Origin of the sequence: Ancylomarina sp. 16SWW S1-10-2, assembly GCF_009669305.1 — a bacterium.
GTDB lineage: Bacteria > Bacteroidota > Bacteroidia > Bacteroidales > Marinifilaceae > Ancylomarina.
In genome coordinates, this window is sequence record NZ_SADB01000011.1 from 153,340 (window position 1) to 174,877 (window position 21,538).

A 21,538-nucleotide genomic window follows, 5' to 3' on the forward strand; every position below is an offset into this window, starting at 1 on the left:
TAAAATTCTTGAATTCATCATCTTTATTAAAATAAAAAAGCCGAAGAATAAATCTTCGGCTTTGATTGGGTTCAAGTTTTGAGCTTGTCCATATCAGAACTCAATTATCAATTAGTGATTTACAATTATTAATTACAAATCAATAATCACAAATTACTTACAGATCACGACGTTGATATAGAGAATCCTCCAAATCTATTTTATCGAACTGCATATATTTATATATCTCCTCTTTGTGAGCAGCAATTTTATCATTGTAAACTTCCATATACTCAGCAGGAGTTGGTAATTTTCCTAAAACTGAAACAAGAGCACCAAGTTCTGCAGATCCCAAATAAACTTGAGCTCCAGTACCCATACGGTTATTGAAGTTACGAGTTGATGTTGAATAGACATTTGACTTATCTGGCACACGTAGTTGGTTACCCATACATAGTGAACATCCAGGCGTCTCGATACGAACACCTAGCTGAGAAAAAGTTGAGAAAGTTGCTTCTGCTTTCAATACAGACTGATCCATACGAGTTGGAGGTGCGATATAAGTCCTTACTTTATTTGATGGCGTTAAACCACTCCAAATTTTCTCACAAGCACGAAAGTGACCAATATTTGTCATACAAGAACCAATGAATACATCCTGAATCTCAGTATTCTGAACTTCAGAAAGAAGTTTTACATCATCAGGATCGTTAGGACAACAAAGAATAGGTTCATGAATGTCAGAAAGATCAATCTCTATCGTTGCAGCATATTCAGCATTTTCATCTCTTGAAATTAATACTGGATTAGCCAACCACTCATTACAAGCATCTATACGGTTCTGAATCGTTTGAGCATCATCATAACCCATCTTGATCATTGATTCCATCAAGGCAACGTTAGATTTCACATACTCAACAACACGCTCTTCCGATAACTTAATACAACCAGCAGCAGCAGAACGCTCAGCAGTTGCATCGGTTAATTCGAAAGCTTGTTCAACAGTAATATCATCAAGACCTTCCATCTCAATAATCTTTCCATTGAAAATATTGATTTTATTCTTTTTAGGAACAGTTAACTGTCCGTTTTGAATCGCAAAATAAGGAATTGAGTTGACCACATCACGCAAAGTGATACCTGGGTTAAGCTTACCTTTGAATTTGATTAATACCGATTCTGGCATATCCAAAGGCATAAAACCTAAAGCACCAGCAAAAGCAACTAAACCAGAACCAGCAGGGAATGAAATACCCAATGGGAAACGAGTATGTGAGTCTCCACCTGTACCAACAGTATCAGGAACTAATAAACGATTCAACCAAGAGTGAATTACACCATCACCTTGCTTCAAAGGTACACCTTTACGTTCTGACACAAACTTAGGTAAGCTTTTGTGCATTGCTATATCGGTAGCTTTTGGATAAGCAGCAGTATGACAAAAAGATTGCATAAACATTGGCGCTTCGAACTTCAAACATGCCAACTCTTTAAGTTCATCACGAGTCATAGGACCTGTTGTATCCTGAGATCCAACAGTAGTCATCTTAGGAGCACATGATGTTCCTGGCAATACGCCTTCAACACCACAAGCTTTACCAATCAATTTTTGAGCCATTGAATATCCCTGATTTGCTTTAGGCTGTGGGTTATTCGCAACGGTAAAGATATTAGCAGCAGGCATTCCTAATGCGGCACGAGATTTCTCAGTTAAAGCTTTTCCAATTATCAATGGAATACGACCACCAGCTCGATACTCATCAGTTAAAGTATCTGGACTTAAAGAATAAGTACAAACCACTTCGCCATTACGCGTAATTTCACCTTTTACATTATTGATGATAATTTCATCACCCGTATTTAAAGCAGAAACATCAGTTATGATTGGTAACCCACCTGAATCTTGGGTTGTATTATAGAAAATTGGAGCAATAGCACCACCAATTACCACACCAGCAGTACGCTTGTTGGGTACACATGGAATATCCTCACCAATGTGCCATAGCAATGAGTTAGCAGCTGACTTACGAGAAGAACCAGTACCTACAACGTCACCTACGAAAGCAACTTTGTGACCTTCTTTTCTCCATCCGGCAATCGTTTCAATACCATCTTCGAAACGACCAGCCCCCATAGCTAAAGCGTGCAATGGAATATCCGGACGGGTAAATGCCTGAGATGCAGGAGAAAAATCATCAGTATTGATTTCACCTTCTACTTTATAAACTTTAAGCTTGATTTCTTCAGGCAATTCTTCGCGAGTCGTAAACCACTCAGCGTTTGCCCACGATTCAATTACACTTTTAGCAGCAGCATTATTCTTAGCGAGTTCTACTATTTTTTCGAAAGAATCATAAACTAGGATAATTCCTTTAAGAGCTTGTGCAGCCTCCTCAGCCAAAACTTTATCTTGTAAAGCTTCAACTAAAACGCTTACATTATATCCCCCCATCATAGTTCCTAAAACTTGAATTGCTTCAGATTTTGAGATAATTGGGGAACTCAATTCTCCTTTTAAAAGTTTTCCTAAGAATTCAGCTTTTACTTTCGTTGAATCATCAACTCCAGGAGCGATTCTTTCTTTGAATAAATGCAATAAAAAATCCTCTGTTCCTTGAGTAGGATTTTGCAATAGTTCGCAAAGATCTGCAGTCTGTTCTGCATTCAATGGTAAAGCCGGGATACCCTTGGTAGCACGGGCTTTTTCGTGTTTTAAGTATGCGTCAATCATGTGTCTGTTGATACGGTTATGTTAGTTTCGTAACCTTCGTATTTAGAATAAAAAATTATGTCTTTATCCACAACAAACATAGAGTTTTTCCATTTACACGATTAAGAAAAAGTCGTGTTTCGTAATATGTTTAAAAACATAAAACAACCCTACAATCCCAACCGAAACTCAATAAAATGGGAAGTCGAGTCGAATCATAAGAAATAGTCAAGTCTAAAAACACAAAGTAATATAAACACGATCAATTTTAGATTTCATGAAGATACAAACTGAACAATATATACATCAACAACAGGGAATAAAACAACAATATTATTTACAAACAAGAAGTTCGATTTTAAAAAAAGCCTAAACCATTTAAGAATACAATTGCAATGGCAGCTGGTGCAATAAATTTAAGAACAAAGATTAGAGTAGAAATTAATGCATGAGTAAGTTTTGCGCCTTTTGCCAACTCCTCTTCAACCTTTTTACGTCCCCAAAACCAACCAATAAATAAGGATATAAACAGACCTCCTAATGGTAATAGCATATTAGCTGAAATCCAATCTAAAAGATCAAACAAATTCAGACCAAATAAAGTATACTCTTTTAATAAACCCATTGAAAGGGAACAAAACACGCCAACTATTGCAATCATTACAGTTGCTAGAATGGTTGCAGGTTTACGTTTAATCTTTAACTCTTCGCCAAAATAAGCTACAACGACTTCGAGAATAGAGATTGATGATGTTAGAGCAGCAACGGTCAGTAGGATAAAAAATAGGATTGAAAAGAAAAAGCCACCCGGCATTTGTTGAAAAACATTAGGCAGGGTTATAAATACGAGTCCAGGACCACTACTAGGTTCAATGCCGAAGGCAAAAACAGCCGGAAAAATAGCAATACCAGCAAGAATCGCAATTAGCGTATCTGCTATAGTCACCTGCAAAGCCGTTTTGGCAAGATTATTATTATTCCCAATATAAGAACCATATGTAATTAGAGTTCCCATTCCCAAACTCAATGAAAAAAAAGCATGACCTAATGCGCTTAATACACCATCCGCAGTCAATTTTGAGAAATCAGGACGAAAAAGAAAATTTAAGCCTTCACTTGCTCCCTCCAAAGTAACAGATCTAATATCTAAAACAATAATAATTAAAACCAGAATAGGCATCAATATTTTTGCATACTTCTCTATACCATCTTTTACCCCAATAATAACAATTGCCATAGTCATGACCATAAACAAAAGTTGGTAGAAAATAGGGAGCCATGGATTTTCTATAAAGTGTGTAAACATAGAACCCAATTCATCAGGGCTCTTAGTTGCAAAACTATCAGTAACAGATTTCACAATATAATCGATGCTCCAACCCGCTACAACCCCATAAAAGGAGAATATCATAATAGCTGCAGCAACACCTAAAATACCTACTAATCTCCAAGGTGAATTAGGAGCTAAATTCTTAAATGCGCCAAATACATTCGATCGAGATTTTCGACCAATCATAAACTCCGAAAGCATAATAGGTAATCCGATAAGTGCAATAAAACCAAGATAAACGAAGAGAAAAGCGGCTCCACCATAAACGCCAGTTATGTATGGGAACTTCCATATATTTCCTAAACCTACAGCCGAACCTGCTGCAGCGGCAATAACGCCCATTTTACTCGAAAACACATCTCTTACTTGGGGTGATTTATCAGACTTCATATAATATTGAGGGAGTTAATTCATCTAGGTTTGACTAATTAGCTTATAAAGGAAACAAATTCTCAAAATCTGACAAGTTATTTAATAACGAATATTTTTAGGCACAAAAAAAACCCAGATAAAATCTGGGTTTTTAAAATCTATATTTGAATCGTATTAGTTACGTCCAACGGCGTTTAAGTCGTTAAAAGCAATAACCAAACGATCTTTTATTGAAACCTCTGCTTCACGTAACCATTTACGTGGGTCATAATATTTCTTGTTAGGTTTTTCTGCACCATCCGGGTTACCAATCTGTCCTTGTAGGTAATCATGGTTTTTAGCTTCATACTTACGTACGCCATCCCAACATGCCCACTGAGTATCAGTATCGATATTCATTTTAATAACACCGTAAGAAATAGCTTCACGAATTTCTTCTAAAGATGAACCTGATCCACCATGGAATACTAAATCAACAGTATTTTTAGCAACACCATATTTCTCAGAAATAAATGACTGAGAATTTAAAAGAATCTTAGGAGTTAAAACAACATTACCTGGCTTGTACACACCATGTACGTTACCAAAAGAAGCTGCAATAGTAAAACGTGGAGATACTTTTAATAAAGTCTCATAAGCCAAAGCAACATCAGCAGGCTGAGTATATAATAAAGAATTATCCATGTCTGTATTATCAACACCATCTTCTTCTCCACCTGTGCAACCAAGCTCAATTTCAAGAGTCATACCAATTTTGCTCATACGTTCTAAATATTTAGCACAAGTACTAATATTTTCTTCTAAAGTTTCTTCAGAAAGATCTAACATATGTGAGCTAAAAAGAGGTTTTCCTGTTTGTGCAAAAAATTCCTCACCCGCAGTCAAAAGACCGTCAATCCAAGGTAATAATTTTTTAGCAGCATGATCAGTATGCAAAATAACTGGAACACCATAATGTTCAGCTACAGTATGAACATACTTAGCACCAGCAATAGCACCTATAATAGCAGGTTCTTGTCCAGTACCTGCAATTCCTTTTCCAGAAAAGAAAGAAGCTCCACCATTTGAAAACTGAATAATAATAGGAGAGTTAACTTCACGTGCAGCTTCTAATGCCGCATTAATTGAATTCGTGTTTACAACATTTACTGCTGGAAGAGCGAATCCTTCTTGTTTAGCAATTTGAAATACTTTTTGTACATCGTCACCCGTGATTACACCTGGCTTAACTACTTCTAAAACTTTTTTCATATGTGATAATTTTTTATAAGATTAACCCAATAAAACTTTGAGCGGAATATTAACAATCTTAACGAATGAAAAAAACCAATAATCTATATTAATTAAATAGTTATATAAACATGAAAATCTAGTCGTAATCACTAGATAACATCCTAATTTAAGTACGAAGTTAAGAATAAATTATAAATTTAGCCTCCTTTTTTTTCATGAAGAAAATCCGCAAACGAATGCAATTTAAAATGGATAACCAATACCTATATTATAAGTTAACTGAGAGAACTTAAATGCACGATTTCCTATAATCCATCTCTTGTCAGTAGCTAAAGATGGATCTCTTAATTTAAGTCCTAAATCTAATCTAAAGAGAATAAAATTAAGATCGACACGAGTACCAATTCCCGTTCCAATAGCAATCTCCTTATAAAAATCTTTCATCGTTAATTTTGCACCTACACGATTATCTTTAGGCGAAATTGCCCAAATATTACCAGCATCTAAAAACATGGCACCTTCAAACTTCCAAATCAACTTAAACCGGTATTCTAAATTTCCTTCTAACTTAAAATCGGCAGTGTTATTAGGATATACAGCTTCATCATTTGAATAAGAACCTGGTCCTAAAGATCGAACTTGCCAAGCTCGTATACCATTTGCTCCACCAGAAAAATAACTTTTTTCAAAGGGCAAAACCTCAAGATTATCATATGCATATCCTAAACCCATAAAAAAACGTCCTACCAATGAATTCGCCCTATTAAAATACTTGTTGTACCGATAATCAATGTCAACTTTTAAGTACTGAGCATACCTAATTCCCAAGAGGTCATAATAAGTTCCTTCAAGCTCTCCATTGTCATCGTAGTCATAGTTCTTTTTAGAACCCAAAAGCTGATCGATAGCTTTAAGCGTATTTCCTGCAGTCTCAAAATTGAAACGCAAATAACTATAACTACCTAATTTATTTAAATTCTGATTATTATAAACCAAGGAATAACGTGTTGTTGATATAATATGATCGGTAAATGAATTTGCAATATACAAGTTAGTGATATCGTCGATGAAATCTTGACTCAGATTGTTTACCTCAACAAAACTCAATTCAATTAAATTTAGTTTATGAGTAAGATATTTAGATGATTTCCAATTATAACCAAAACTCGCATCAGCCTGTGTTCTAACATAATCCGGACGCTTTTGATAGCTATATGATAATGATAATTTTGAGGTAGGATTGTATTTTTTTCTAAACCCATTTGCATTAAAAAATGGCAATATAAACTTAGGGGTACTTAGGCTAATTTCCCCACCATACTCTCTAGAAAAGAAGTTTTTATTATCATTCGATCTCACACTTTCAGTAGCACTTGAAAAACGAACATCAAGGACCTCAGCACCACGCAACAAATTTTTGTGCTGATAATTCAGTTTCCCAGCAAATCCTATATTGCCAGATGAATTTGTACCTTCTACCTCAATTACATATGATTGCTTTTTAAATGGTGATAACTGAACAAAGCAATTCAGATTTCCTTCTTTAGCGTTTTCAGAATCTGTATCAACTTCAAATCGAATATTAACAAACTTATACTGATTTAAGGCTTGTAACATTTTATACGAATATTCAACATCAGACAGATTATATAAACTACCAGGTTGAAAGCCCAATGAATTTATAATAACGTCAGGTTTAATATTCAATTTCTTAGTATAGATGAATTTACAATTCTCATAGACCAATGTATCCAGTTTATTCAAATAAACTGAGTCATTCCTTAAAATAGGTTTGGGATCGTAATCCGAATTTACAATAATACTTCTAATACGATATTTACGTTCAACACTAGAAGATTTTGGTTTTTTAATTCCTACAAAAACATCCATCTGATGGTCCTTATCTAGGCTATCCATCATAAAATGAATATACTCCTTTGAGAAGTTGAAATAGCCCTTATTCTTCATCAAAATTGCAATACGATCTCGTTCTTTACTCAAAACATCAGCGTCAACATTAGCACCAACTCTAATATTACTATTTACTGAATCAAGCACCAAATATTGTCTAATTAAAGAGCTATCACTAATTTCTTTATCAGATTGATAATAAGACATAAAATTATGAGGCAAGTCAGATTTCTCATCGTAAATATTTCTATATCGATAAGGTTCACCTGCTGTAATCTTGAACTTTAATTTAGCCTTCTTTTTGCGAAAAATAACGGTATCCTCAATTATGGCATTGTAGTATCCTCTTTTTCTTAAATATATACCAAGCTGCAATTTAGATCTATTGGTTTGATAATCTTCGTAAATAACCGGTTCTTCACCAATACGACTTAACCATTTATTAATTCCTTTATCCTTATTCTTCCCCGAAAGGTTATACAAACCCAAATGGAATTTCCAGAATCCAAGTATCTTAATATTAGGTTTTTGTTTAATATTACTACTAAGTCCACTAGAGGAAATATTCTTATTATCAATTTTAATACTTGCCTTACTTAAAAGATATTCATTCTCTCCCACATATTTAGTAGTGGAACAAGAAACAACCCCACTAACTATAAACAGAGCTAAGACTATAGATAGAAAAAAATAACTATTTTTGTATTTATGATTAGGTTTCAAGTAGCGTATTGTATTATTTAGTTATGAATTTTACAAAGGTACTTATCTTATGGAACAATTTACCTAATTAATATTCTCAAAGATAAAAATTCAATCTAAATATTGTGCTTTCAAAAAATCAAATCAAACTCATTAGTAGTTTACAGAAAAAGAAATTTAGAGATCAACATCAGCTTTTTGTTGCTGAAGGTTATAAACTAGTCTCCGACTTGTTAGAATCAGAACTAGAGTCGAAATATATCATTCACACTAAACAGGCTAACACAAATCAATTACCTAAGCACAAAACAGAATTAGAGCTAATTGAATGTGAACCTTCTGATCTTAAGAAAATCAGCAGTCTAAAAACACCCTCAGATTTAATTGGCGTATTTAAAATACCAAACTCAAACATCAATAATACTGAAATTAGTCATTCACTTTCTATTTTACTTGATGATGTTCAAGATCCAGGTAATTTAGGAACAATTATAAGAATAGCAGATTGGTTTGGTATCCAATATATTTTCTGTTCAAAAAACACGGTCGATTTATATAACCCCAAAGTGATTCAGGCAACCATGGGAGCTTTATCACGTGTTAAGGTTATTTATACCGATTTGCCTCAACTTATAGGAGAATTTGTTTCTAAAGATTTTCCTGTTTATGGTACTTTCCTAGAAGGTGAAACAATTTACACGAGTACACTTAGCACTCAAGGTTTTATCATTATGGGGAATGAAGGAAAAGGTATTTCTTCAGAATTAAAACCTATGGTAAGCAAAAAGCTTTTTATTCCTAATTTTCCAAGTGATCAGGCCACTTCGGAATCTTTGAATGTTTCTGTTGCTTGTTCTATCGTTTGTTCAGAATTTCGGAGGGGGCAATTTCAAAAATAAAAAAAAAAGGATTGAAGGCTATTAAAACCTCCAATCCCTGTCCATTTTAGAGTGTGGATCTAAAATGGATTTTATTCAACTCATTAATTATCAAGTTAAATGCTTAGGATAAACTTCCTATTTAGTTCTAATTTTATGCCCTTTAAAACCATAGTATAAAATATAAAGGAAACATGGAACACAGATCCAATAGGCAGCTTGAGCACCCACAGCATCTTTCATAAAACCATAAACGGTTGGAATTAAGGCACCACCTACAATAGCAATAACCATTAAAGATGAACCTGCCTTAGTAAATTTACCCAAATCGGTCATTGCTAAGGGCCACAAAGCTGGCCACATTAATGAACAACCTAAGGCTATAAATGCAATAAAATAAATAGATAAATCTTGAGGTGAGAATACGACCATTAGCGAACCAAACAAAGCTGTAAACCCACAAATTTTTAAGGCTGTAGCCTGACTTAAATATTTAGGAATTAAAACAACGCCACATATATAACCAATAACCATAGCTATTGGAGCAATCCAAGCATAATACTCAGGATTAGGTAACCCCAAACTAGTTGCATAATCAACCAAGGTTCCCAAAGATACGGTTTCAACGCCTACGTATAAGAAAAGAGCAATTACCCCTAATAAAAGGTGTGGAAATTGCCATATAGAAGTTTTATTCTCAGCATATAAACAAACATCATCAGAATTTTCGTCCTCACCAGCTGCTTTGACTTCTGGTAGTTTAGCCAATAATGCTAATACGCCCAAAAGAACAAAAACGCCAATTATAATATAGAATGGAATATTTATATCGGTAAGTGATACGTTCTCTACATTTTTTCCAATAATAAGTGCTAGAAATAACGGAGCAATAGGCCAAGCCAATTTATTAGCAATTCCCATATAACTCATTCGTTTTGCAGCACTTTCCATTGGTCCTAATATAGTAATATATGGATTTACAGAAGCTTGAAGAAAAGTATTACCCATTCCACTTATAAAAGAAGCTACCAAAAAGAGAGGTAAACTCTCCATTTGAGCCGAAGGAATAAATAGATAAAAACCAAGAGCAAACATCAAAAACGATAAAGCCATTGTTCGTTTATATCCTATTTTACCAATGACTAAAGAAGCTGGATAGCCAAAAATTAAAAAGGCTGAAAAAGTTGCTGCAATAACTAAATATGATTCAGCTGAAGAAATATCCAACGACTTTTTTAAAAGAGGTATAATATAAGAATTGATTCCTAATGCAAACCCAATTGCAAAGAACATCACTCCTACAATAATCAATGGGACTACAAAATTCTTTGATTGTGAATTGACATCTTGTTTGTTAGTCATAACTGCAGGCTTATTGGGTTAATAATTTAAGAAAATGAACTATTATGAATTAATAAAATATAAATAGTTTGTGAATTTTAAGAAATATTTTTTCGATTCAATCCGAATATTAAATCGAATAACTTTAGACTCCAATAATTCGTTATCATAAGTTATCTCTTTAGTTTCTGACACAATATTAGGGTTTTTTTCAAAGTCACCAATACTTATAAAGTTTTATTTAAAAGTAACACTTAGGTGTTAAATTATTTGTGGCTTCAAAAACACTTATAAATAATATAGTTAATTACACCAATAGTAAAACGCAACAAAACACAAACCAACATATTCAATACATTGCAACTAAGAGAAGGTGAACAACTAGATAATAGCAGACACAAAAAATGCAACCTTATAAAGCTGCATTTTTTTTATATCTTAAAGTAATTTCAAACTATTCTTTCCAAAAAGATGGTGAAAACAATACCAAAACAGTAAAAAGTTCAAGTCGCCCCAGAAGCATTAAAAATGAAAGAAACCATTTTGCAAAGTCTGGTAATGCTGAAAAGTTTTCCATTGGTCCTATCTCACTAAATCCTGGTCCAATATTTCCCAATGTTGTTGCTACAGCACTTAATGCTGAGAAAACATCACGACTCCAAAAAGACATTACCACAGTTGAAAACATGACGATAATGATATAAAAAACAAAAAAGGCAAGAATATTAGTTACCGTTCTTTCACTAACCACACGCTGATTATAACGCGTAGGAATTACAGCATTGGGATGAATCAACCTTTTTAATTCATAAAAGCTATTCTTAAATAGGAGTAAAATTCTCACAACTTTCACACCTCCACCAGTTGAACCAGCAGAACCTCCAACAAACATCAGCACAAAAACGAGCATGCCTAGGAATGGTATCCACAACAAGTAATCTGCGGTAGCATATCCTGTGGTTGTAATAATAGAAACAACTGTAAATAAAGAATCACGAAAAGCTTGTTCGTAGCCCATATTTGAAGTCAAGATAATACCAATCGTAATTACAGCAGTAAACAATAAAACGATGTAGGAATAAAATCGAAACTCTTCATCTTTAAATATTTTACGAAATCGGCCTGAAACTAATCCATAAGAAAGCGTAAAGTTCGTTCCTGCAATAAACATGAAGGCAATAATAACATATTGCAAATATGCAGAATCAAAATAACCTACACTAGCTTGCTTTGTTGAATAACCACCTGTAGCCATTGTTGTTAAAGAGTGATTTATGGCATCGAAAAATGACATACCACCTAGTTTCAGTAAAACACACTCGACAAATGTAAAAAGAGCATACAAGCCCCAAAGATGTCTAGCCGTTTCTCGTATTCTAGGTGTTAATTTATCGGGAGCAGGTCCTGGAACTTCAGCAATAAAAAGCTCACGACCTCCAATTCCCAGGGTTGGCAGTATAGCTAGGAACATCACAATAATTCCCATTCCACCCAACCATTGGGTAAGTGAACGCCAAAAAAGGATCCCATGAGGTAATTCTTCAATATTATTCAGAATGGATGATCCTGTAGTTGTAAAGCCCGACATGGTTTCGAAAAAAGCGTCGGTAACAGATGAAATAGATCCACTAAACAGATAAGGTAAACATCCGAAAATAGAAAAAACAACCCACACGAGACTTACAATAATGTAGCCTTCACGTTTTCCCATTTCTTTCTTAACTCCTTTTGAAGCCAAATAACTAACTGAACCAACAGTAAAAGTTATTAAACTTGAATAAAGAAAAGACAGAGAATCTGATTCCTGGTAGATAAGAGAAACTAATAGAGAAATAAAAAGAAAAAAACTTTCTCCGACCAACAGTTTTCCAAGAATATTAAATATTATTTTTTTCCTAATCACAGCTTAAGCTCAAGTATTAAACTATTTAAAAATCTTTTCTACCTTCTTAATAGCTGAAGGTAGAGTGAAAACAACAACTTTGTCACCTTCTTGAATTTGAGTATCACCCATCGCAATAAGACCCTCATCACCACGAATAATACCACCAATATTGGCGTCATCAGGAAAGTCAATATCTTTCAACTTATCCAACGTAATTTTAGAATTAGCTTGTGCTACGAGTTCAACAACCTCAGCATCTAAAACAGTTAACCATTTACAATGCTGAACATCAGCATCCATTGTAAATCGATAAATATAACTAGCAGCTAAAAGCTTTTTATTAATCATGGCACCAACACCAATACTGTCAGCCAATTCGATATAATCAATATTTTCAACCTCAGCAATCGTACGTTTCACACCCATTTTACTTGCTAACAAACAAGCAAGAATATTGGTTTCAGAGTTACCCGTTACGGCAACAAAAGCATCCATTTTTTGAATTCCCTCTTCACGAAGAAGATCTAAATCACGCCCATCACCATTGATGACTAATGCTCTTTCTAGAGAATCTGCAAGTTTGATGCTCTTATTCTTATCAATCTCGATAAGTTTAAGATTTAAAGTATGTTCTAATTCACTAGCCGTTTTATAACCGATACGACTACCACCAAGAATCATAGCCTTTTTAATCTTGTATTTTCGTTTACCTGCAAGGTCCATAACTTTTTCAATGCTCTCAGGCTTACTGATAACAAATATCAAATCACCACGCATAAAACGGTTATGCCCACGAGGGATTATGGTTTCGCCATCACGTTTAATCGCTACAGCTCTATAATCATTATCACCTGTTAATTGTGAAACCTCCGATAAGGTCTTGTCCATAATCACAGATTTACTGCTTATTTTAATACCATAAAGCACTAATTTTCCACCTGAAAATTCGTACATCTGACGCGTACCAGAACGAGATAAGTAGTTAATAACTTCTTTAGCCGCCAATCGTTCAGGATATACAAATTCATCAATACCTAAACTCTTAAGAAATTCTTTGTTTTCTGGAATTAAATATTCTTGATTATTAATACGAGCAATTGTTCTCTTTGAGCCAAGTTTTTTAGCAAGTAAACTCGAAGTAATATTCGTCTCCTCAGATTCCGTAACAGCAATAAATAAATCGGCATTCTTCGCGTTGGCTTTTTTAAGATCTTTAATAGAAGAACACGATCCCTCAATAGTCAACAGATCCAAATGAGAATCGATTAATTTCAATTTCTCTTCATCACTATCAATCAAGACAATATCATGATCCTGATGACTAAACATTTTTGCCAGGTGCGTTCCTACTGCGCCTGCTCCAGCAATTACAATCTTCATAGCGGTATTTAAATTGAACTTTTTTGATAGAAATATAACTTCTTCTATCAATCAAATACGAAACGGCAAAATAAAACAATATCATTTAAATATACATCATATATGCAAAAAATTATATCTTTCTATACGCTTTAGATTTTTAGGATTATCATTTTGCTAAGAGAAAGCCCTATTCCACTACAGGTTTGGAACTTTCAAAACATTATTTATATCATAATTTCACCAAAAAATTATAATGGTAGATGAAAAGCTCCTTTTATACGTGTATCCCAAATATTAGTAGCCAAAAGAGATGTGTCTGCTCTATAGTTTCTAGAATAATTACTAGCATCTTTAACAACGACACAACCTTTAAATTCTGTCAATATTTGTCCCCGTACATTGGCATTATTCCTCAAGACCAAGTAATCTACGTCTAAATTCTGAATATCATCTTTCAAGGTTGAGTTGCCTAATATGGCTATTCTCTTATCATTTATCTCTCGAATCTCATTTGCTTTTAATATATCATAAATATAATGCTTCACTCCTTTTGCCATAGCATAAGGATAAACCAAACGAATTTTCTGTTTCTCGTTCAATATGGTGTCACTCAGTACAAGCATATTTTGTCTATCTCTAATGCAAATTACAGTTTGTTTATTCGCATTCAATACAATTAGCTCACTCTCTCGAGATTGATAGAAAACTGAAATATTAACGAGTTGAAAAACAGTTAAAATCAACAGACTTACAAAAAGAGCCATCTTTCTTTTCCACCAAAAACTTAGAGTTAAACTAATAATCAAACTATAAAGTAAGATAACTTGAAATGATGAAAATGTGATTCTTTCGATTAAAGCTCCAGGCAAAGCTTGAATCTGATAAATCATCGAATGAATAAATTCAACAAAATGCTGCAAGCAATATGCAAGCCACTTAGATATAAAATCGATTTCAGAAAAAATTAGTAATAAAGCAGATCCATAAATTAATAGGCCTGCCACCGGAATGATAACAAAGTTAGATAGGAAAAAGTAAGAAGGAAACTGATGAAAGTAATAAACAGACAAAGGAAAAGTTCCCACTTGAGCAGCCAATGAAACAGTAAACAATTTCCAAGCCCATCGCAAAATAAAAGAATTTACCTCTAACAATTTTTCAAACTTGGGTTGAAAGAAAACGATGCTAATAACTGCCAAATATGAAAATTGAAAGCCCACATCGAACAATACAAATGGATCGTACAAAAGTAGCGCACAAGCTGAAATCATCAAAGAATTATAAATCGTTCCCTTCCTATTTATCATGAGTCCTATAGCGAGAATAGAAAACATACTTGCTGCTCGCATTACCGATGGCGACAAACCCGTAAGCAAGGCATACGACCACAAACAAAGAATGAGTATAATAGCTCGAATATAGCGACCGAGTTTAGAACGAGAAAGAAAGCTAAGAAGGAATTGCATCACTCCAAATATAATTCCAACATGTAGCCCCGAAACAGCTAAAACATGTGTAGCTCCTGCTGCTGTCCAAACCGATTTCACATCTTCCGAAACCTCATCGCGAGCACCAAGAGTAAGAGCCGATAAGATTTCGTAAGATTCATTTCTCAATCCTGCCTCTTTGTAAATATCTAATAGCTTTTGTCGCCAAGCAACAGCTTCTTGCTTTATAGAATAGGTTTGATTTTTCTCAACCAATTCCCAATCTGCCCCTCTTACATAGGTCGAATATAATATATACCGATGTTGTAAATATTTTGCGTAATCGAATTCGTTGGGATTACCATTATTCCGAACCCTTTCTAAGTTTGACGAAACTAAAATCTCATCGCCTATACACAATGATTTTGAAAGTGAATCCTTAGCCAAATACAGTAAAACTTGAGCATTATCCTTTTCCCAAATCTTATTTTTGAAAACCTTCTCTACATCCAAAACACAGGCTATTGATTTATTTTTTTCGTCGGGACTGCGTTTTATAAGCCCTTTAAAAGCAGTTATTGAATCGAAGGAAGACAAAAACATGCTCTCATTTGAAGAATTAACACGCATTGCCCCTGTACTTAGACATAGAACAAATATAAAAATGCCAAATATAAAAGTATAAACATACGATTTTCTAAGAGCTGGAATTAATTGATAAACAAGAAGAGCAACAAATGAAAACGTAATTGATATGTAAAGCATCCAATTATCAAGAGAATAGAATTCAGCCAAAACTATTCCCATTATAAAAGGGAATAACAATCGAATAAAAGGCGCCGTGTGTAAAAATTCTCTGAAATACATCCATATCTTTTTAGCAAACAATAAGTTAATACAGAAATATGGTTTAATCAAAAAAAAATCCTCAAACTCAGAAGAGTAAGAGGATTTTGAAATTATGATATAGGTATTCGCTTCGTGTATAAGCTATACTTTATTTTGCTAGAGTAAATCGGTATTTAACATCAAATTTACCTTTAGAAATAGCTGTTAACTTCGATTTTAAAAGACGCTTACGAAGTGGCGAACAATGATCGGTAAACAAGATACCTTCTAAATGATCGTACTCATGTTGAATAACTCGAGCTGCAAAGCCAGAATATTCTTCATCATGAAACTCCCAATTCTCATCGTAGTATTCAATACGAATTGTTTCTGGTCGCATAACATCTTCGTTAAGTTTAGGAATACTTAAACACCCTTCAGACATGCTCCACTCTTCACCATTACGATCTGTAATGTGTGCATTGATAAACATTTTTTTGAAGTCTTTCAACTCTGGCTCTTCCTCCTCAAAACTTGAGCAATCGAGCACAAACATACGAATTGAACGCCCTACCTGTGGAGCTGCTAAACCAACACCATCAGAAAAATACATGCTTTGCCACATGTCAGCCATAAACTTCTCCAAATCTGGATAATCCTTATCTATATCCTTTGCTACTTTTCGTAAAACTGGATGTCCGTAAATTGTAATAGGTAAAATCATTATTTTGTGCTTAAGTCAACTGAACAGTGCCTGTTGATCATTTATTAAAACATATTTCTTTGAGCTTCCATATACGATTGTAGTATAATGGTTGCGCTAATTTTATCGATAACCTCCTTATTGCGTCTTTGCTTCTTGGTCATACCACCATCAATCATCGTTTGAAAAGCAATTACAGATGTAAAACGCTCATCAACCATTTCGATAGGCGTATCTGGAAATCGCTTCTTCAATTGTCCAAGAAAAGGCTTCAGATATTTCATCGATTCGCTATCCTCATTATTCAACTGCTTTGGATGTCCAACCACAATACACTCAACCTCTTCGGTCTCCATATATTTCTGAATGTAATCCAAAACATCTTTAGCATGAACCGTATCCAAACCATTTGCAATAATCTGCATTGGATCACTAACTGCTAATCCTACTCGTTTTCTACCGTAATCTATAGCTAAAAGTCGTGCCAAAGTTCGTATCGTTTTTTTATTTGATGTACAAAGATAGAAAAACTTAATGGAAGCATAAACTATAAAGCTTTTAGTAATAACAATTTTAAACCATATTCTTTAGAATTACAGCCAATAAAAGACAAATAGATCTTTTATTTCAAATTTTAAAAATTCATAAAAACTTAAGTTCTTCTCGATTTTATTTTGAAACACTAGTCTTAAAGTCATAATAAAATCAGGCCAAGCCAAATTTCTGAAGAGCATATTCCTATCGGGATAATCTCCATTTTTTATATAATATGACACAAGTTTAAACCATCATTATTATTTTTAACAGATCAATAACAAACATCACTATTCATTATCATCGAATTAGCGTACTTTTAAGACTTCAACATCTTTATATATATGTCATGAAATTGAAATTGATATTCATCTTGTTTGCTATCCTTTTTATTACGAGCAAATCTTCATCTGCACAAGAAGTTAAAACATTTAACTTTAATGAACTTGAGCCTATCTTTCATTATCAAAATGATACCACTTACGTGATTAATTTTTGGGCTATGTGGTGCAAACCATGTGTAGAAGAACTCCCCCATTTCGAAGCTATTCGTAAAAACTATGCCGATAAAAAAGTGAAAGTAATTTTGGTTAGTCTCGATTTTGGTAAAAATGTACAAGAACGTTTAGCCAAATTTAAAATCAAGAGAAATGTAAATTCGCATATCGTAATACTTGACGATCCGGATGCAGATACTTGGATAAGTAAAGTATCCGAAAAATGGGATGGTGCACTTCCTGCTACTGTTATCTATAATAAAAACAATAGAGACGTTTTTACTCGACAAGTTTCATACGAAGAGCTGGTAGAATCGATTGATAATATTCATGAAGACTAAAACATATTTAGACACTGATTAAATATGATTCTAAATCATCAAAAAAATTAAGCCATGCTCATAAATCATATGAGATTATGAAGATCGGCGTCAAAAAATAAAACTCACTTAGATGCTGATTATATATGATTCTAAATAATCAAAAAAATTAAGCCATGCTCATAAATCATATAAGATCATGAAGACCTGCGTCAGAAAATAAAAAACACTTAGACGCAGATTAAATATGATTCTAAATGATCAAAAAATAAATTTCAAATCATGCACATAAATCATAAGAATCTGCGTCAAAAAATAAAAAGCACTTAGACGCTGATCAAATATGATTCTAAATGATCAAAAAATATTTCACTAGTAATAAACACGTTTAAACAAATTAAAATTTACAATCATGAAGAAAATAATCATTTTAGGCCTGTTTATATTGGCCACAATAGGAGTCAATGCACAATCATATCAAATTGGTGACAAAGTCGCAGATTTTAAACTTAAAAATGTAGATGGAAAGTACGTTTCTCTTTCCGATTATAAGGATACCAAAGGTATTATTGTGATATTCACATGTAACCATTGTCCTTTTTCGGTGGCTTACGAGGATAGAATTATAAAGCTCGATAAAAAATACAAGACTAAAGGCTTTCCTGTTATTGCCATTAACCCCAATGATCCTGAATTATACGCAAGCGATTCTTTCGAAAATATGATTAAAAGAGCAGATGAGAAAGGCTTCACTTTCCCATACTTGATAGACGAAAAACAAGACGTATATAAAAGATTTGGTGCAACTAAAACGCCTCATGTATTTATTCTAAGTACAAAAAAAGGTGTAAATAAACTAGAATACATTGGAGCAATTGACAACAATTACAAAAACGCAGAGCAAGCAGACAAGCATTATGTTGATGATGCCGTTAATGCCCTACTTCAAAACAAAAAAATTGCTGTAACTACAACAAAAGCAATTGGCTGCAGTATTAAATCGAAGTAAGAATAAATATAAAGCATTCATTTTTTCGAATGAGAAAACCCAAGCTTGAGCGCTTGGGTTTTGTGTTTCATGAAAATTTAGTTATTATTGTTTAGCCTCATCAACAATTCCTTCAGTTTTATTGTAATACTCATCTAATTCGCCAATCATTTTTAAAATTTCTTTTTTCTCCGAAACAATATTTGGAAGGAAATCTACATTTTTTCTTATCCCTTTAAATGTAGATCTAGATTTTTTGTAGCTTTTTATAAAAACATCTTTCGACTTAATAGCAATCTCTAAGGCAAACTTCAACTTGTTATATGATATTGACACTCCATCCTCCATACTTGCATGTGTATATTCTTTTATACATATAGACCACCAAGTTATTCGCTCTGCTATATCGTCAGGTTTACCACCAACAGAATTTGCAAACAATCGTGCATTTTCAGCTCTCATAAAAGCTAAATCTTTATCCAATGCAACAAGTGTTTCGGCTTTTATCTTCGGTTTTTCTTCTTCAATAATTCCTTCAAATTCTCTTCTAAACAATTTTTTTGCAACATCAATATTGAACCATGCAAAACCAACAACAAGTAGAGTTACTATAACACCAATCATTACAAGAATATTATCAAAGTTATTGTCTTGGGCAGTAATAAGCTTATCGTAAACTGTAATCAAATCAGGCTGAATTGTATCATAAACATGAGTTACAATGGTATCGTAAACATGTACATGCGTAACCGTAGTATCAATTATTTGTACTTGGGTATGTAAACTATCAATTTGGGTTGTGATAATGTGGGGATTGGCTGTTTGAAGCATTAGTATAATCTAGAGAATGAATAATCAATTTACTGATAACAATATTACGACAATAGCTAGCTAAACGCAAACATAATATGCCTTAACAGTTATCTTAGGATAAAGGATTTCAGCCGCTGCCGCACGAATTTTTCGTGTGGTTTCATTTCACCCACTTTATCGCAAATAACAGACTTGCTGTACTAGAGACTAAACAGTTATCTTACAAGAAGAAATTTCAACCGCAGAACCAAGCTTGCGAGATAAACAGCATTAATAATTTATGCATTAATTTATGAGATCCTGAAACGTCCCAGATAATTATCGGGATCAGGATGACGTTAACTTATAGAATTTCACCTTTGCGCCCTTTGCGAAAAAACTTAGCGATCTTTGCGTGAAATGTTGTAACAGGATTTAATTACAAATCCCTAACACCCCTCTTAATCTCCCCTGAAGGGGAGAATACAGCACGCAAAGCTCGTGAATATATATTTGATTTATGAGATCCCAATCAATATAGGGACAGGATGACTTATAATTCTGAACTTTCCTCGCTGCCACAAGTCACATACTTGCAAAAGGAGCAAAAAACTGACATTTATTTTTTGGTAACTAAAAAAACTTATTAAATTTGTTCGTATAATTACGAACAGGAATGGATATTAAATCAGTTACAACCGACAAGCAAATTAGAATGGCCAGATACGCCAAGGCTCTGGGGCATCCCATACGAATGTATGTCATGGAATTGTTATCGAAGCAAAGCTGTTGCTATAGTGGTAATTTAAGCGACGAATTACCCATTGCAAAGTCGACCTTATCGCAACATCTGAAAGAATTAAAAGATGCAGGATTAATTCAGGGTGAAATAGAAGCCCCACGTATTAAATACTGTATTCAAAAAGAAAATTGGAAAGAAGCACAACAACTTTTCAAACAATTTTTTAAACTCTAAAAAATTTTGAATACCATGTTCGTTGTTTTGCGAATGACGAATCATATAAATAAAATAAATTTAAATAATTAAGAACCCACAATCATGGATATTAAAGTACTAGGCACAGGATGTGCAAAATGCAAATCGCTTGAAAAAGCAACCCAAGAAGCTGTTGCAAAAACAGGTGTAAATGCTACTGTTACTAAAGTAGAAGACATCGTTGAAATTATGAATTATAATGTAATGACAACACCAGCTTTAGTGATTGACGGTAAGGTTGTCGTGAAAGGAAAAGTTCCTTCAGTAGATGAAATCGCAAAACTTTTAACCAAATAAACATTACAACAATGAAAAAATTAATCAGCACACTTAGCCTTTTCCTTTTAGTTGGAATAGTTGCCGTATCAGCTCAATGTTGTAACGAATCATCAACTTGTAACACAGCATCAAAAACAACTTCTTGCTGCTCTGCCACTCCAAAATCGAACGACGTAACTGCCTACTATTTTCATGCCACCCGCCGATGCGCAACATGTCAAGCCGTAGAAGCCGTTTCAAAAGAGGCTATCAAAGAATATTATGGCGACAAAGTTGTTTTTAAATCAATCAACCGAGACGAAGCACAAAACAAATCATTAGTTGCACAATATAAAATTAGCGGAACTGCACTTTTAATTATCAAGGGTGATAAAATGGTGAATTTAACCAACGATGCATTTTTAAACGCACGTAACAATCCTGACAAATTGAAAAACAAACTGAAATCAACCATTGATTCAATGATGTAA

The 21,538-nt window shown here is 33.8% G+C and carries 17 protein-coding genes; 6 read left to right on the top strand and 11 right to left on the bottom strand.

The window, feature by feature from the left end:
* Positions 1 to 157: 157 nt before the first annotated feature.
* The 4 genes from EMN46_RS11195 to EMN46_RS20430 form a co-directional block, all read right to left on the bottom strand.
* Positions 158 to 2,710 (bottom strand): bifunctional aconitate hydratase 2/2-methylisocitrate dehydratase, encoded by a 2,553-nt coding sequence (locus EMN46_RS11195; RefSeq protein WP_154200894.1) that lies wholly within the window; start codon positions 2,708 to 2,710, stop codon positions 158 to 160.
* A gap of 337 nt (positions 2,711 to 3,047) precedes the next feature.
* Positions 3,048 to 4,409: a sodium-dependent transporter gene (locus tag EMN46_RS11200; protein ID WP_154200895.1), complete on the bottom strand. Its 1,362-nt coding sequence runs from the start codon at positions 4,407 to 4,409 to the stop codon at positions 3,048 to 3,050.
* Positions 4,410 to 4,565: 156 nt separating this feature from the next.
* Entirely contained in the window at positions 4,566 to 5,642 is a 1,077-nt protein-coding gene (gene fbaA, locus EMN46_RS11205; protein WP_154200896.1) for a class II fructose-bisphosphate aldolase, read from the bottom strand.
* Between the two features lie 225 nt (positions 5,643 to 5,867).
* Positions 5,868 to 8,156: a BamA/TamA family outer membrane protein gene (locus EMN46_RS20430; RefSeq protein WP_154200897.1), complete on the bottom strand. Its 2,289-nt coding sequence runs from the start codon at positions 8,154 to 8,156 to the stop codon at positions 5,868 to 5,870.
* Positions 8,157 to 8,362: 206 nt separating this feature from the next.
* On the opposite strand from EMN46_RS20430, the gene EMN46_RS11215 reads away from it, so the two are divergent.
* Positions 8,363 to 9,136 (top strand): RNA methyltransferase, encoded by a 774-nt coding sequence (locus EMN46_RS11215; protein ID WP_368667528.1) that lies wholly within the window; start codon positions 8,363 to 8,365, stop codon positions 9,134 to 9,136.
* A gap of 117 nt (positions 9,137 to 9,253) precedes the next feature.
* Here the strand turns inward: EMN46_RS11215 and gluP are convergent, their stop codons facing one another.
* The 6 genes from gluP to ruvX form a co-directional block, all read right to left on the bottom strand.
* Positions 9,254 to 10,477, bottom strand: a complete 1,224-nt coding sequence (gene gluP, locus EMN46_RS11220) for a glucose/galactose MFS transporter (protein WP_229130341.1) — start codon at positions 10,475 to 10,477, stop codon at positions 9,254 to 9,256.
* 433 nt (positions 10,478 to 10,910) lie between these two features.
* Positions 10,911 to 12,359 (bottom strand): TrkH family potassium uptake protein, encoded by a 1,449-nt coding sequence (locus EMN46_RS11225; protein WP_368667529.1) that lies wholly within the window; start codon positions 12,357 to 12,359, stop codon positions 10,911 to 10,913.
* Positions 12,360 to 12,380: 21 nt separating this feature from the next.
* Positions 12,381 to 13,721, bottom strand: coding sequence for a Trk system potassium transporter TrkA (gene trkA / locus EMN46_RS11230; RefSeq protein WP_154200898.1), 1,341 nt, complete (start codon positions 13,719 to 13,721; stop codon positions 12,381 to 12,383).
* Positions 13,722 to 13,951: 230 nt separating this feature from the next.
* Positions 13,952 to 15,997, bottom strand: coding sequence for a ComEC/Rec2 family competence protein (locus EMN46_RS11235; protein ID WP_154200899.1), 2,046 nt, complete (start codon positions 15,995 to 15,997; stop codon positions 13,952 to 13,954).
* A 130-nt stretch (positions 15,998 to 16,127) separates the two neighbouring features.
* On the bottom strand, positions 16,128 to 16,682 hold the full coding sequence (gene def / locus EMN46_RS11240) for a peptide deformylase (protein ID WP_154200900.1): 555 nt from the start codon (positions 16,680 to 16,682) through the stop codon (positions 16,128 to 16,130).
* Between the two features lie 44 nt (positions 16,683 to 16,726).
* Positions 16,727 to 17,149, bottom strand: a complete 423-nt coding sequence (gene ruvX / locus EMN46_RS11245; RefSeq protein ID WP_154200901.1) for a Holliday junction resolvase RuvX — start codon at positions 17,147 to 17,149, stop codon at positions 16,727 to 16,729.
* A gap of 395 nt (positions 17,150 to 17,544) precedes the next feature.
* Between ruvX and EMN46_RS11250 the strand changes: the two genes are divergently transcribed.
* Together EMN46_RS11250 and EMN46_RS11255 are read left to right on the top strand one after the other, a co-directional pair.
* Positions 17,545 to 18,033 (top strand): TlpA disulfide reductase family protein, encoded by a 489-nt coding sequence (locus tag EMN46_RS11250; RefSeq protein ID WP_154200902.1) that lies wholly within the window; start codon positions 17,545 to 17,547, stop codon positions 18,031 to 18,033.
* A 391-nt stretch (positions 18,034 to 18,424) separates the two neighbouring features.
* On the top strand, positions 18,425 to 19,021 hold the full coding sequence (locus EMN46_RS11255) for a thioredoxin family protein (protein ID WP_154200903.1): 597 nt from the start codon (positions 18,425 to 18,427) through the stop codon (positions 19,019 to 19,021).
* 84 nt (positions 19,022 to 19,105) lie between these two features.
* Here EMN46_RS11255 and EMN46_RS11260 read toward each other — a convergent pair whose 3' ends face one another.
* Positions 19,106 to 19,831 (bottom strand): hypothetical protein, encoded by a 726-nt coding sequence (locus EMN46_RS11260; RefSeq protein ID WP_154200904.1) that lies wholly within the window; start codon positions 19,829 to 19,831, stop codon positions 19,106 to 19,108.
* Positions 19,832 to 20,468: 637 nt separating this feature from the next.
* Here EMN46_RS11260 and EMN46_RS11265 point away from each other — a divergent pair.
* The 3 genes from EMN46_RS11265 (at position 20,469) to EMN46_RS11275 (ending at position 21,538) form a co-directional block, all read left to right on the top strand.
* Positions 20,469 to 20,768: a helix-turn-helix transcriptional regulator gene (locus tag EMN46_RS11265; RefSeq protein ID WP_154200905.1), complete on the top strand. Its 300-nt coding sequence runs from the start codon at positions 20,469 to 20,471 to the stop codon at positions 20,766 to 20,768.
* A gap of 84 nt (positions 20,769 to 20,852) precedes the next feature.
* On the top strand, positions 20,853 to 21,086 hold the full coding sequence (locus EMN46_RS11270) for a thioredoxin family protein (RefSeq protein ID WP_154200906.1): 234 nt from the start codon (positions 20,853 to 20,855) through the stop codon (positions 21,084 to 21,086).
* Between the two features lie 11 nt (positions 21,087 to 21,097).
* Positions 21,098 to 21,538 carry a nitrophenyl compound nitroreductase subunit ArsF family protein gene (locus EMN46_RS11275; protein ID WP_154200907.1) on the top strand — a complete coding sequence of 147 codons (441 nt, stop codon included), beginning with the start codon at positions 21,098 to 21,100 and terminating at the stop codon, positions 21,536 to 21,538.